This is a genomic window from Rossellomorea vietnamensis (genome assembly GCF_001305855.1).
GTDB classification, from domain to species: domain Bacteria; phylum Bacillota; class Bacilli; order Bacillales; family Bacillaceae_B; genus Rossellomorea; species Rossellomorea vietnamensis_A.
Genome location: NZ_LIXZ01000002.1, coordinates 169,949 through 183,764 on the forward strand (window position 1 = coordinate 169,949; position 13,816 = coordinate 183,764).

The window sequence follows — 13,816 nt, forward strand, 5'->3', positions numbered from 1 at the left end:
TCCTTTTTAACAGGCAAAAAAAGATGCCAGACCAATGTCTGACATCTCTCTCCAAGAATCGGATTATCCTCTTAATTCCGCTCCTGCTTTTTCTTTTACGGCTGCAAGTACTCCATCATGCACTTTCACTACTTCTTCATCGGTCAATGTTTTTGCCGGATCGAAGTATTTCAGGGAGAATGCAAGTGATTTCTTGCCAGCTTCCATATGCTCGCCTTCATACAGATCAAAGACGGACACTTCTTTCAGAAGTTTTCCTCCTGCTTCCTTGATGATGGATGCAAGGTCCCCGGCTTTCACATCCGTGTTCACTACAAGGGCGATATCCCTTGTGATCGATGGATGTCGAGGGATCGGCGTGTAGCTTAGGCCTGGCTTTTCATATTGGAAGACAGGTGATGCCTTCAACTCGAATACATACGTTTCGTTTAGATCCAATTCTTTTTCCGCTTCCGGATGGATCGCTCCGACGAAACCGATCACTTCATTGTCCAGCAGGATCTCGGCCGTACGTCCAGGGTGCATGCCATCTACGGTTGCCTGGCGGAATGAGACGGCTTCTGATACACCGATTTCTTCGAACATTCCTTCAAGGATCCCTTTGGCTACATAGAAGTCGACAGGCTTCTTCTCGCCTTGCCAAGGGTGCTGGTGCCACAGGCCGGTAAGCGCTCCTGCAATATGCTCTTCTTCCCGTGGAAGTTCTTCTCCTGTTTCTGTTAGAAATACAGATCCCACTTCGTAAAAGGCAAGAGAATCATTCTGACGGGCCTTGTTATATGAAACCACTTCTAGAAGCTGCGGGATGATGCTTAAACGAAGGTTGCTGCGTTCTTCACTCATCGGCATCAATAAGTGGACAGGCTCCCTGACGTCCAGTGCATATTGTGCTGCTTTCTTGTCGTTTGTTAATGAATACGTGATCGCCTGGAGGAGTCCTGCTCCTTCCAGATAACGGCGAACCGTACGGCGCTTCAACTGGTGATTCGAAAGGCCGCCAGGTGTTGCCTCTCCTTCCGGAAGTGTCATCGGAAGATTATCATAGCCGTAAAGGCGGGCCACTTCTTCCAGTAAATCTTCAGGGATCGTGATATCCCCTCTTCTTGTAGGAGCTGTTACGACAAATGTTTCGCCATTTACTTCTGCATCAAATTGAAGTCGGCGGAAGATATCTTCCACTGTTTCAACGGAAATGGCCGTTCCAAGAGAAGAATTGATTTTTTCTAGCGTAATCTCCACTTTTACTGGCTCTACATCCAATTCATTGAATAAAACAGTTCCCTCGAGAACTTCTCCACCGGCATATTCAGCCATCAGTTCAGCCGCTCTTTCCCCGGCTTTCAGGACACGATTCGGATCCACACCTTTTTCATATCGGGTGCTTGCTTCGCTTCTGAGTCCGTGGTCTTTCGATGCACCTCTGACAATGGCACCGGTGAAGTAAGCTGCTTCAAGAAGGACAGTCGTCGTATCGTTCTGGACTTCTGAATTTGCTCCACCCATCACTCCGGCAAGGGCAACGGGTTCAGTTCCGTTCGTAATCACAAGCTGGCTACTTGATAACGTTCTTTCCGCATCATCCAGGGTCACGAATGTTTCGCCGTCGTGTGCCCGGCGAACAAGGATCTCCTTTGAACCGAGACGGTCATAGTCGAAAGCGTGAAGGGGCTGACCGTATTCCAATAGCACGTAGTTCGTAATGTCGACTACGTTATTATGTGGACGGATCCCGGCTGAAATCAGTCTATTCTGCATCCAGAGTGGAGACGGACCGATTTTGACATTCTTGATGATTTTAGCCCCGTAAAGAGGGTTATCTTCTTTTGCTTCCACTTTTACCGATACATAATCCGATGCTTTTCCGTTGGCTTCGCTGGCTCCGGTTGAAGGAAGCTTTACATCACGATCGAGGATCGCTGCGACTTCATACGCCACTCCCAGCATGCTTAGACAATCAGAACGGTTTGGCGTTAAGCCCAATTCCAGGATCGCATCATCAAGATTCAATAATTCAACGGCATTTCTGCCTACTTCAGCATCATCACTGAACACATAAATTCCCTCAGCATGCTCTTTCGGTACGAGCTTCCCTTCGACTCCAAGCTCCTGCAGGGAACAGATCATTCCGTGGGATGCTTCGCCGCGAAGTTTGGCTTTTTTGATTTTGAAGTTACCAGGAAGGACCGCCCCTACTTTCGCGACAGCCACTTTCTGGCCTTTCGCCACGTTTGGTGCACCGCAAATGATTTGCACAGGTTCTTCTTCGCATACGTCCACCAGGCATTTATTCAATTTATCCGCATCGGGATGGGGCTCACATTGCAGGACATGCCCGACGACCACATTTTTGATTTCTTCGCCGATTCGTTCGACACCTTCGACTTCAATCCCGCTTCTTGTAATCTTCTCCCCCAACTCTTCAGGCGTGACACCTGACAGGTCAACATAATTTTCTAACCATTTATATGAAACAAACATGTGTTAGTACCTCCCTATCGTTTTTCTTTACTCTTGTGTTCCGAACTGTGTCACAAAACGGGTATCGTTTGTGTAGAAATGACGGATATCATCGATGCCGTATTTCAGCATGGCGATACGCTCCGGTCCCATACCGAAGGCGAAACCAGTATATTTCTTCGAATCGAATCCAGCCATTTCAAGGACATTCGGATGAACCATCCCTGCTCCAAGGATTTCAATCCAGCCGGTCCCTTTACATACGCGGCAGCCTTTTCCTCCACAGATTTTACATGAAATATCCATCTCGACAGATGGCTCTGTGAATGGGAAGAAGCTCGGGCGCAGGCGGATTTCACGGTCTTCACCGAACATTTTCTTGGCAAATACATTGAGCGTCCCTTTCAGATCACTCATACGGATGTTTTCGTCGATGACAAGGCCCTCGATCTGAGTGAATTGATGTGAATGTGTCGCATCATCCGTATCACGTCGGTACACTTTCCCGGGGCAGATGATCTTGATGGGACCTTTTCCTTTGGCCAGTTCCATCGTTCTTGCCTGAACAGGTGACGTGTGGGTACGCAGAAGGGTTTCTTCCGTAATATAGAAAGAATCCTGCATATCACGTGCCGGATGTCCTTTAGGGAGATTCAAGGCTTCGAAGTTATAGTAGTCCTTCTCCACTTCCGGCCCTTCAGCAACCGTGTAGCCCATTCCGATGAAGAGGTCTTCGATTTCTTCCACGATCATCGTCAAGGGATGATGATTCCCTTTTTTCACAGGGCGGCCAGGTAATGTGACATCGATCGTTTCTGATTGAAGTTTCTTTTCGACCGCTTCTTTTTCGAGAACGGCCTGCTTCGCTTCGATTGTTTCAGTGATCGCTCCGCGGACTTCATTGGCAAGTGCCCCCATTTTAGGACGCTCTTCAGCTGAAAGTTTCCCCATTCCTTTTAAGGCTTCGGTGACAGGTCCTTTTTTTCCTAAGTAGGCAACTCGGATGTTGTTCAGTTCTTTCAGGTCTTGTGCTTCGTTCACTTTTTCGATGGCTTCTTGTTGAAGGGATCGTAATTTGTCCTCCATTGTTCTTCCTCCTTTAATGTATATCGTCCGAATAGTCGTACTGGATGGATTTTTAAACAAATAAAAAAACCCCATCCCAGAAAGGGACGAGGTTTAGATCGCGGTACCACCCTTATAAGCATATCCCATGGTTATTTTGCTTTCGCAAAAAACCCAGATATACTCACTTCATTCGGATAACGGCTTATGCCGGAGCATCTTTACATTCGCGGATGGAATGGTCCCGATGCCAACTCGAGAGGTGAAATGTTCACATCATGTTTTCTTAAGAATGCTTGCAGTCCAGGGCATTCTCTCCCTTGAAGAAGGTCATGTGTTACTTTCCTCTTTCAACGTTTTTTAAGTTATATGTGCATTATTATAGTGAATTTCACGGCATAATTCAAACCTTTTCACGAAATTCACTGACCATTTTTAAAATAGTACAATAAAACGCCTGCCGCAATGGCCACATTCAATGATTCACTCTTACCGTAAATGGGGATGTAGAGGTTCTGGTCTGTTTCCTTTAACAGGTCCTTCGACATGCCGTTCCCCTCATTTCCGACGATGAGGGAATAAGAAGATTGCGGGCTGATCGATGTGTACTCCACTCCATTTTCAAGAGCCGTCCCGTAAACGGGGATACTGCGCTCTTTCAAGGCTGAAATGGTTTCAGGCAGTTCTCTTCTGACGATGGGAATATGAAAATGACTTCCTTGTGCCGAGCGTAACACTTTGGGATTATAAGGATCCACCGTCCCTTTACCCAACACGACCATATCGATTCCGGCTGCATCGGCTGTGCGGATGATCGTGCCGATATTCCCCGGATCCTGGAGACCGTCGAGGAGCATGAATGTTTTTGCCTTTTCCAGGTCATGCTCATCTTCTTTTTGCTTACAAATTGCAAAAATCCCTTGAGAAGTCTCGGTGTCAGCCAGGAGTTTCCCGACTTCATCCGATACCATCGTTACGGGAACCGAGTCCACCGTCCATTTCCGGGGAAGATCGATTCCTTCCACCACGATCAGCTCAAGGACCGTATCCTCCTGCTTTAATGCTTCTTCCACAAGGTGAAAGCCTTCAATGATATATGTACGGGTTAGATCCCGTTCTTTTTTTGTCAATAATTTCTTCCACTGCTTTACTACAGGATTTTTCGAGGATTGAATATACTTCAATCGTATCCGCTCCTTTTGATTACTATTCAAGGTCTCATTATACATGAACTTTCATACATAATAAATTCAATTTGAGACAAGATAACAATGAATTCCTCATCCTAGCAAAAAGGAGAAATGCATGATGAATCTTAACTTACGAAAAGCGATCATACACAACGTATCTGGAAACAACCAGGATGAATTGAGGGACACCATTGTCGATGCCATCCAGGGTGGAGAAGAAAAAACCCTTCCAGGTCTCGGTGTACTCCTTGAAGTCTTCTGGCAAAATGCAGATCCACAGGAACAGAAAATGGTCCTTGAAACATTAGAGGAATCATTGCAGCAGCAACAAATGCAGTAAAGGCATGGGCAATCCTGTACAGGGGTTGCCCTTGTTTTATGGACATTTTGAAAACGAGTGTTTTAGTCTGACTCTTTCAGTGGTAATACAACATACATAAGGAAACGAAGGGAGAGACGCATGTATGGGTCAAGAGAAGAGCGCTTTATTGATCATAGATATGATTAATACGTTCGATTTCCAGGGTGGCGAGGAATTGTACGAAAACACAATGAAGATCGTTGAGAACATTCGGGATTTGAAGAAGAAAGCGAAGGAAGCCGGACTGCCGGTCATATATGTGAATGACAACTACGGCCTTTGGCAGGACAATATGAATGACATCATCAAGGAATGCAAAAAAGGGAAAGGCAAAGACGTGATCGAAAAACTCCATCCCGATACAGACGATTACTTTATCATCAAACCGAAGCACTCCTGTTTCTTCGGGACACAGCTTGATATCCTGCTTCATCAATTGGATGTGAAGCATCTGATTCTAACAGGGATCGCAGGTGACATCTGCGTGCTGTATACCGCCAATGATGCCTATATGAGGGAGTATGACATGTCGATTCCACAGGACTGCATGGCTTCGGAAACCGAAGAGGACAATGAAAGTGCGATCCGCATCATCCGGAAGACGATTGACGCCGATATGACCTCTGCGAAAGAAATGACTTTCTAAATATAGACAAAATAAAGAGACCCTGATTCAAAAGGGTCTCTTTCTCTGCAATCAATCAAACGTAATCTTCGCAACAGCATCTTTATCAAGCTTCTTGATCACTTCTGTAATCAATTTAACGGCGTTTTCGTAATCATCACGATGCAACATCGCGGCATGTGAGTGGATATAGCGTGTCGCAATGGTGATGGATAAGGCAGGAACTCCATTGGCGGTCAAATGGATTGCACCTGAATCCGTTCCCCCTCCTGCGATGGCATCGAATTGATACGGAATGTTATGCTCATCCGCTGTATCCGTCACAAAGTCGCGAAGTCCCTTGTGGGAAACCATGGATGCATCGTATAAAATGATCTGTGGACCTTCACCCATCTTACTTGATGCTTCCTTATCAGAAACACCCGGTGTGTCCCCAGCGATTCCAACATCCACACCAAAGCCGATATCAGGCTGAATCTTGGCGGCAGCGGTTCTCGCGCCACGGAGACCCACTTCTTCCTGTACGGTACCGACTCCATACACGACGTTCGGATGACTTTCATCCTTCAGGTTTCTCAGTACATCGATGGCAATCGCACATCCGATGCGGTTATCCCAAGCCTTGGCTAGGAGCATCTTCTCGTTGTTCATCACCGTGAATTCGAAATGAGGGACCACCATATCTCCAGGCTTCACTCCCCATTCCAGTACTTCTTCGCGGCTTGACGCACCGATATCAATGAACATATCTTTGATGTCGACCGGTTTTTTGCGTGCTTCCGGAGGCAGGATATGCGGCGGCTTGGAACCGATCACACCTGTCACTTCCCCCTGGCTCGTCACGATCGTCACGCGCTGGGCAAGCATAACTTGAGACCACCAGCCACCTACGGTTTGAAAGCGAAGGAACCCTTTGCTGTCGATCTGGGTGATCATGAATCCGACTTCATCAAGATGTCCAGCCACCATGATCTTAGGACCGTTCTCATCGCCTACTTTTTTCGCGATCAGACTCCCCAGATTATCTGTCGTCACTTCATCTGCAAACGGCTCTATGTATTTTTTCATGACTTCCCGTACTTCTCTCTCGTTGCCCGGTACCCCTTTGGCATCGGTTAAATCTTTGAGCATTGTCAATGTTTCATCTAATTTTGCCATTATTTCGACCCCCTAAATTGTTTTACCCTTTCATTATACTAAAACATGTGTGATTCATCAAAATTTCCTGAATCTTCTTTAGACTCATCCTTTTAATATCCTTCTTTTTGACGGTTATAATTCACTTCATTCTTCTTCACATACGCCTCGAACACCTCTTCATGGGAGAATCCGAGCAGTTCGCCAAGATACACATAGTGCGTGAATAATTCCTGAAAATGTTCAACCGAACGCTCTTCAGCAAAGTGGTTGGCATATTTGAACACTTCCATGAATTGCTTTGTCACATCTTCATTCGTATAATTCGTCTCACCTATATCGAATTGTTGGATGCCGATTTCGATTGCCAGTGACAGGATGAAATGGACCCCGTCTACGAATTCTTCGAGGATGACTTCCTTTGATGAAGAAGGTTTCGTACTCCAGAACTTGAAACTTCTCGTTTCATTGGCCAGTTCCCCTACCTCAACGAGCAGGGAAAGGATTTTTTTTTCGATCAGATCTTCTTGTTCCAGGCCGTGTTCCTCTTCGATATGTTGATCAAGTTTCTTCTGCATGTCCAATAATTTTTCAATATTCATGTGAAATCTCCCCTTACGATTGCCTTTATTTCTTACACACCCTCTTAGTATGACAAATTTTTAAACAAATTTATAATAATATGAAACCTTTTTCTGTTTAGACCGTAAATAATAGTGGAAGAAATATGCCTATGGAGGTAATGGTTATGCTTTGGCTTATTCGGTTAGTGCTTTTTATCCTTATTCTTTATCTTTTATACAGCAGCGTGAAATATATTATCAACCCAAAGCGAAAACTGGAGCTTGCCCAGGAGCAGAAACGATTCTATTTTCTCGATGATCAGGATAATGTCCGGAAGAATTTTCACATAACATACAAGGGCGTACGATTCGAAGGGGAAAAATATCTTGGGGCAACGGAGAAGTCATTCGACGTGGTTTCCATATTCGTGTGGACCAAACATGTTTCCTCATTAAAAGGTCTTACCCGGGAAGATTTCGAATACCTCCAGAACGAAATCAAAGAAAGATATCCGAATGCCAAACTCGATTGGAAAAGCCCGATCCACGAATTCCTTCAAAAATCCCAACAAAAAAACGACTAGCCGAGCTGGTCGTTTTTCATTTTTATTTACCCGGAAAAAACTCTCTCCATTGAATGACTCTGACTTTTTCTCTTAAAAGGTAAAATAGGACGATGAGTGCGATGAAGATCATGACAAGAATGGGCGGGGAAAATTGTTTGATGTATTGGCCGAAAACCGTGTAAAAGAAAGCCAGGGGAATGTTAGATAGGACAGAAGCGCGAATGAAGGGCTTGAGCTCCTTCTTCCGCTCGAGCAGGCAAAGATTCAAAAGCTGATAGTGGACAAAGGGAATCAGCCTGAGAACCGCAATCTGGCCCGTGGTGAGGGTGGCATTCCGGCCGAACCACTTTTCTTTCAGCCTCAGGAGCTTTTCATAAAACGATTTGAAGCTTTTAATGACAAAATAAAAAGTGACAGATAAGAGCGTTAATCCGATCAATGAATACAGAGTGCCAAAGAGACTTCCGAACAGAACCCCTCCCGCCATGCAGACAAGGGCGACAGGAATGAACAGAAACTGCCTCAGAACGTGAAATAAGATAAACAGAACAGGAGCCATATATCCGCTTGCTTCCATCAGGGCGAATGCAGCAACCAACCGTTCGTCCATGGCTAACGCGACCTCCTTCTGCTATTCTAAGCTGTTTCTACAAACTCTCTTTATATAGTATGTAATAGAGACGGGTTAAAGAATGAAAACTTTGTTGTCACAGATTCCAGTTCAGCCAGATGAATAACAGACAATGAACGATGACAAGCAGTGGAAAGCCGGTGGCAAACGCTTTGTGCTTCGTTTTATGCCTGAACACCTTCATACCCATATACGCTCCGACACTTCCCCCGACAATCGCCACCTGCCACAGCACCCGCTCGCTGATGCGGTATTCATGCCGCTCTGCTTTCTTTTTATCTCTTCCCATAATGGTAAAGCCGATGATGTTGATGATGACGGCATATAGATATAAGATCCCGGTTAATGCATCCATGATTTCTACCTGCTTTCTAAAGTGAGTGATATAAGAAAGGACCGGCCAGGGGCCAGTCCTTTTTTGTCCGCTGACAGAGTCAGCAGTTTATTATTTGTTTAGTTGAGCTTTAGCAGCGTCAGCTAATTGGTTGAATGCTTTTTCGTCAGAAATCGCAAGCTCAGCAAGCATTTTGCGGTTTACTTCGATACCAGCAAGCTTCAATCCGTGCATTAAACGGCTGTAAGAAAGACCGTTCATACGTGCAGCCGCATTGATACGTGTGATCCATAGTTTACGGAAATCACGTTTCTTTTGGCGACGGTCACGATAAGCATACATGTATGATTTCATGACTTGTTGATTTGCTACTTTATATAAAGTATGTTTTGAACCGAAATAACCTTTGGCTAATTTAAGAACTTTTTTACGACGTCTGCGTGTTACTGTTCCGCCTTTTACGCGTGGCATAATAATTCCCTCCTGTTTCTAGTACTTCTTATTTTAGGTTGTCAAGCATATGACGAATGCGTTTGAAATCTCCTTTAGAGACAACAGCCGCTTTACGTAGCTTACGCTTTGCTTTAGTAGATTTGTTTGCGAATAAGTGGCTTGTGTAAGCGTGTGAACGTTTAAGTTTACCAGAACCTGTTTTCTTGAAACGCTTAGCTGAGCCGCGGTGAGTTTTCATTTTTGGCATGATGCTTTTCCTCCTCGGGTCCTCTTATTTTTCGTTAACTGGTGCAAGCACCAAGAACATACTGCGACCATCCATTTTCGGTTTTGATTCAACGGTTGCTACATCTTTACACTCATCACTGAAGCGATCCAGAACGCGTTGACCAATTTCTTTGTGCGTAATCGCACGACCTTTAAATCGGATTGACGCTTTAACTTTGTCTCCTTTTTCAAGGAACTTACGAGCGTTACGAAGCTTAGTGTTGAAATCATGCTCATCAATCGTCGGGCTTAAACGCACCTCTTTAAGATTGATGATCTTCTGATTTTTACGCGCTTCTTTGTCTTTCTTCTGTTGTTCAAATTTAAACTTACCGTAGTCCATAATACGAGCAACGGGTGGTTTTGCATTTGGAGCAACAAGAACAAGATCAAGATTTACACGTTCTGCAATTTCAAGAGCTTCATTCTTGGTTTTAATCCCAAGTTGCTCACCGTTTTGATCGATAAGACGTACTTCACGGGCACGAATCGTTTCGTTTAAGATCATGTCTTTGCTAATAATTAGCCACCTCCAAGGTTTATTAAAAGAATACACGGTTTTGGTCGATGCACTCGCTTCCCTTTTTTTGCGTGCAACACACAAAAAAAAGATGCGAGTGTCGAAACACCCGCACCTGATTATTAAGCATATATAAATGGCTTTAATAGTCAATCACATACCTGGTAACAGCTTTAACGCGTTATTCAGGTGAGAAGCGGGTAGCTCCTACTTGTACCAAACTGTATTCAATTCACCTTAGATAATATATCACATGACAATACCGCTGTCAAATAATCATTTAATATCACAACGTATTTCATAATATCAGACATCTAAGGAGAGTGCAACAGTTTTTTGAAATTCATTGGGGAGGGACGGACCTCCCACGGAAACATTATGGTAAACTGCAATGACCATTTGGAGGTCCGTCCCTCTTCTTTTTTTAGCGATTTGCTTCTTTTGTGATGTGGTTGATGAATTCGTCAAGGGAGATGGTTTCGGATTTCTGTTCTCCGTATTTACGGACGTTGACGGCCGTTTCCTTGATTTCATTATCTCCCACTACAAGCATGAAAGGGACTTTGCTCATCTGCGCTTCACGGATCTTGTAGCCGATTTTCTCATTACGGTCATCGATATCGACACGAAGCCCTTCAGCCTGAAGCTTTTCCTTCACTTCTTTCGCGTAGTCGAAGTGGACATCCGGAGAAACCGGGATCACTTGAACCTGCGTTGGAGCAAGCCATGTTGGGAATGCCCCTTTGTATTCCTCGATCAGGAAGGCAACGAAGCGTTCCATAGTGGATACGACCCCACGGTGGATCACGACAGGGCGGTGCTGCTTCCCGTCTTCCCCTACGTATGTTAAGTCAAAGCGCTCAGGCAATAAGAAGTCCAGTTGAACAGTGGATAATGTTTCTTCCTTGCCAAGGGCAGTTTTCACTTGAACATCCAGTTTAGGGCCGTAGAATGCCGCTTCTCCTTCTGCTTCGAAATACTCGACATCCAGTTCATCCATCGCTTCCTTGATCATGCCTTGTGCACGGTTCCACATCTCATCATCATCAAAGTACTTCTCGGTATCTTCAGGATCACGATAAGAAAGACGGAACGAATAGTCATTCAGATCAAAGTCTTTGTATACTTCCTGCACGAGGCGCACGACACGCTTGAATTCTTCCTTGATTTGATCCGGTCGCACGAAGATATGGGCATCATTCAGAGTCATCCCGCGGACACGCTGAAGTCCTGACAGGGCACCTGATAGCTCGTAACGGTGCATCGTACCAAGCTCGGCGATACGGATCGGAAGCTCACGGTAGCTGTGGATGCCGTTTTTGTAAATCATCATATGATGCGGACAGTTCATCGGGCGAAGGACAAGATCTTCATTATCCATTTCCATGACCGGGAACATGTTATCCTGATAGTGATCCCAGTGACCGCTTGTTTTGTACAGCTCAACGCTTCCCATGATCGGAGTGTAGACATGGTCATAACCTAAGCGCTCTTCTTTATCGACGATATATCGCTCGATGATGCGTCGGATCGTCGCACCTTTCGGCAGCCACATCGGAAGACCCTGTCCAACTTTTTGCGAGTTCATGAATAAATTCAATTCTTTCCCGATCTTACGGTGATCACGCTCTTTCGCTTCTTCTAAAAGGCGAAGATGCTCCTCAAGGTCTTCCTTCTTGAAGAACGCAGTACCATAAATCCGTTGAAGCATTTTGTTGTCGCTGTTTCCACGCCAGTAGGCACCGGCAATGCTTAACAGCTTGAATTCCTTGATCTTATTTGTTGAGGGGATGTGGACCCCGCGGCAAAGGTCGAAGAATTCCCCTTGCTCGTAAATGGAAACCTGTTCCCCTTCAGGAATGGCTTCAAGCAGTTCAAGCTTGTACTCGTCACCGATTTCTTCATACATTTTCTGCGCTTCATCGCGGCTTACTTCTTTACGTACCACTTCCAGGTTTTCTCCTGTGATCTTCTTCATTTCCTTCTCGATCACCGCAAGATCCTCCGGAGTGAATGTATGCTCTGAATCGATATCGTAATAGAATCCGCCTTCGATGACCGGACCGATCCCCAGCTTCGTTTCAGGATATAAACGTTTGATGGCCTGTGCCATCAAGTGGGCCGTACTGTGACGAAGGACTTCAAGGGCATCCGCTGAAGGTGCCGTAACAATTTCAATCGCTCCATCTTCCTGAATCCCTGTCCGCAGGTCGATCATTCCTCCATTTATTTTTCCAGCGAGCGCCTTCTTCTTCAGTCCGGGACTGATGGACGCTGCGATTTCTTCTGTCGTCGTCCCTTTAGGAAACTCCTTGACATTTCCATCCGGGAACTGCATCTTCACTACTTCTGACATGTGATTTCACTCCTTAAAATATCTTTATAAAACATAAAAAACCCCGCCCCTTCACGTTTGAAGGGACGAGGTTAATAAATACACTCGTGGTTCCACCCAACTTCTCATCGTCTCAGTTTCTGACAATGACTTCATTGAAAACGAATAACGACATTTAGCCGTCAATCAATACTGTGAACCGTCATAAGGTTCCGTTCATGATTGAAGTTCCGAGGTGGTAAATATCACTACCGAATTAGGAAGCTTGCAGCCAAATGACTTCCCTCTCTGTGAATGAATAGGAATATTGTTGTCCTCATCATAACCTTTATTTATTGACTTATTATGTAGGTATTATAATCGGTTATGTTTTGAAAAGCAAGCCTATTCATTCGCAATATCCCATGAAGGATAAAGGAGCGTATCGGGAAAATAACTCAACGGCAGGAGATCGATCCGTTCTTCAAAAATATTCTGAAGCGTCCTGATCAATTGATGATCACCATTTCCATAGATGAGGATCTTTTCAGGGGCCAGTGACAATAACGGGGCAATGGTGAGTGAATCCACATATAAGGGGTGATTGGTGAGCAGCCGTTTATCGATCGCCTTCGTCAACTCCTGCCGTGTCACTTCTTTCATGTCTTCATCAAAGAAACGAAAGCCGTAACCCGTCGAGTAAAGATGAACCGTGCGCATTTTCTGTTCCCTTGATGAGAGATATTCCCTGAGCATATGCAGAAACATCTGATATTCCTGTTCCATCTTATATTCATCTATAGCCAGATCCAGCATCAGCAAGAGCCTCTCCTGAAGCTTTTTCAACCTGAACTTACTGAACGAGTCGAATGAAATGGGGGCCTTCCCTTCCACCAGCAGCTCAAGGCCCGCATGTACGTATTCAGCCTCGTCCCATTCACCGATCAGCTCCATCAACTCCGGCCGTTCCCCCATCCTCATCTCTGATACGATTTCTAATATTTGATTGATCTCATCACTATCTTCATACAAATAATTTTCTCTCAAGGCTGATTCGGACCAGTCCATGCATTTATCATTCATGACGAATTTGGAAACCCCGTTGAAAAGCTTTTCCCGCTCCTTGAAGAAGGGGGAAACCTCTATCGTCAGATTATAGTGAGTTGTATGTTGAAAGAGCGTTTCATGAAACCATGATTGGATGAACTCTTTATTGAGGTATTCTTGAAGCTTTACCGCATCATTTTTTTGCTTGAAAATAAATTCAATCAAACTTTCTCGCCTCCTTAAACCCAATTCCCTGATTTATATATATGGGAGGCTTGTATAAATT

General features: G+C 44.9%; 15 protein-coding genes and 1 other annotated feature. Of the genes, 3 read left to right on the forward strand and 12 right to left on the reverse strand.

All coding sequences use genetic code 11. The annotated features are described in order from the left end of the window. Positions 1–63: 63 nt before the first annotated feature. The 3 genes from pheT to AM506_RS03875 form a co-directional block, all read right to left on the reverse strand. Positions 64–2,478 (reverse strand): phenylalanine--tRNA ligase subunit beta, encoded by a 2,415-nt coding sequence (pheT, locus tag AM506_RS03865; RefSeq protein ID WP_060671005.1) that lies wholly within the window; start codon positions 2,476–2,478, stop codon positions 64–66. Positions 2,479–2,505: 27 nt separating this feature from the next. Then, a complete protein-coding gene (pheS, locus tag AM506_RS03870; RefSeq protein ID WP_034757039.1) occupies positions 2,506–3,543 on the reverse strand; it encodes a phenylalanine--tRNA ligase subunit alpha in 1,038 nt (345 codons plus the stop codon). 401 nt (positions 3,544–3,944) lie between these two features. Next, positions 3,945–4,706, reverse strand: coding sequence for a TrmH family RNA methyltransferase (locus tag AM506_RS03875; RefSeq protein ID WP_060671007.1), 762 nt, complete (start codon positions 4,704–4,706; stop codon positions 3,945–3,947). 124 nt (positions 4,707–4,830) lie between these two features. On the opposite strand from AM506_RS03875, the gene sspI reads away from it, so the two are divergent. Both sspI and AM506_RS03885 read left to right on the forward strand, forming a co-directional pair. Next, complete coding sequence (sspI, locus tag AM506_RS03880) at positions 4,831–5,052, forward strand: small acid-soluble spore protein SspI (protein WP_060671009.1); 222 nt, start codon at positions 4,831–4,833, stop codon at positions 5,050–5,052. A 124-nt stretch (positions 5,053–5,176) separates the two neighbouring features. Next, on the forward strand, positions 5,177–5,719 hold the full coding sequence (locus AM506_RS03885; protein ID WP_060671011.1) for an isochorismatase family cysteine hydrolase: 543 nt from the start codon (positions 5,177–5,179) through the stop codon (positions 5,717–5,719). Positions 5,720–5,770: 51 nt separating this feature from the next. On the opposite strand, the gene AM506_RS03890 is transcribed toward AM506_RS03885, so the two are convergent. Further along, the gene (locus AM506_RS03890; protein WP_060671013.1) at positions 5,771–6,856 is read right to left on the reverse strand and encodes a M42 family metallopeptidase; all 1,086 of its coding nucleotides are present in this window, start codon (positions 6,854–6,856) and stop codon (positions 5,771–5,773) included. A gap of 92 nt (positions 6,857–6,948) precedes the next feature. After that, the gene (locus tag AM506_RS03895) at positions 6,949–7,437 is read right to left on the reverse strand and encodes a dUTP diphosphatase (RefSeq protein WP_060671015.1); all 489 of its coding nucleotides are present in this window, start codon (positions 7,435–7,437) and stop codon (positions 6,949–6,951) included. 146 nt (positions 7,438–7,583) lie between these two features. On the opposite strand from AM506_RS03895, the gene AM506_RS03900 reads away from it, so the two are divergent. Next, complete coding sequence (locus AM506_RS03900) at positions 7,584–7,982, forward strand: hypothetical protein (RefSeq protein WP_060671017.1); 399 nt, start codon at positions 7,584–7,586, stop codon at positions 7,980–7,982. Positions 7,983–8,004: 22 nt separating this feature from the next. On the opposite strand, the gene AM506_RS03905 is transcribed toward AM506_RS03900, so the two are convergent. From AM506_RS03905 to AM506_RS03935, 7 genes are all read right to left on the reverse strand, one after another. Beyond that, positions 8,005–8,574 carry a TVP38/TMEM64 family protein gene (locus tag AM506_RS03905; RefSeq protein ID WP_060671019.1) on the reverse strand — a complete coding sequence of 190 codons (570 nt, stop codon included), beginning with the start codon at positions 8,572–8,574 and terminating at the stop codon, positions 8,005–8,007. Positions 8,575–8,671: 97 nt separating this feature from the next. Continuing rightward, a complete protein-coding gene (locus tag AM506_RS03910; RefSeq protein WP_060671021.1) occupies positions 8,672–8,950 on the reverse strand; it encodes a DUF1294 domain-containing protein in 279 nt (92 codons plus the stop codon). A gap of 90 nt (positions 8,951–9,040) precedes the next feature. Continuing rightward, positions 9,041–9,400: a 50S ribosomal protein L20 gene (gene rplT / locus AM506_RS03915; protein WP_034757014.1), complete on the reverse strand. Its 360-nt coding sequence runs from the start codon at positions 9,398–9,400 to the stop codon at positions 9,041–9,043. A gap of 28 nt (positions 9,401–9,428) precedes the next feature. Then, positions 9,429–9,629, reverse strand: a complete 201-nt coding sequence (gene rpmI / locus AM506_RS03920; protein WP_032087387.1) for a 50S ribosomal protein L35 — start codon at positions 9,627–9,629, stop codon at positions 9,429–9,431. Positions 9,630–9,653: 24 nt separating this feature from the next. Next, positions 9,654–10,157 carry a translation initiation factor IF-3 gene (infC, locus tag AM506_RS03925; protein ID WP_060671022.1) on the reverse strand — a complete coding sequence of 168 codons (504 nt, stop codon included), beginning with the start codon at positions 10,155–10,157 and terminating at the stop codon, positions 9,654–9,656. A 91-nt stretch (positions 10,158–10,248) separates the two neighbouring features. Next, positions 10,249–10,388 (reverse strand) — a sequence feature (ribosomal protein L20 leader region). Between the two features lie 205 nt (positions 10,389–10,593). Continuing rightward, positions 10,594–12,525 (reverse strand): threonine--tRNA ligase, encoded by a 1,932-nt coding sequence (gene thrS / locus AM506_RS03930; RefSeq protein ID WP_060671024.1) that lies wholly within the window; start codon positions 12,523–12,525, stop codon positions 10,594–10,596. Positions 12,526–12,888: 363 nt separating this feature from the next. Beyond that, positions 12,889–13,755 (reverse strand): putative sporulation protein YtxC, encoded by an 867-nt coding sequence (locus AM506_RS03935; RefSeq protein ID WP_060671032.1) that lies wholly within the window; start codon positions 13,753–13,755, stop codon positions 12,889–12,891. Positions 13,756–13,816 lie beyond the last annotated feature (61 nt).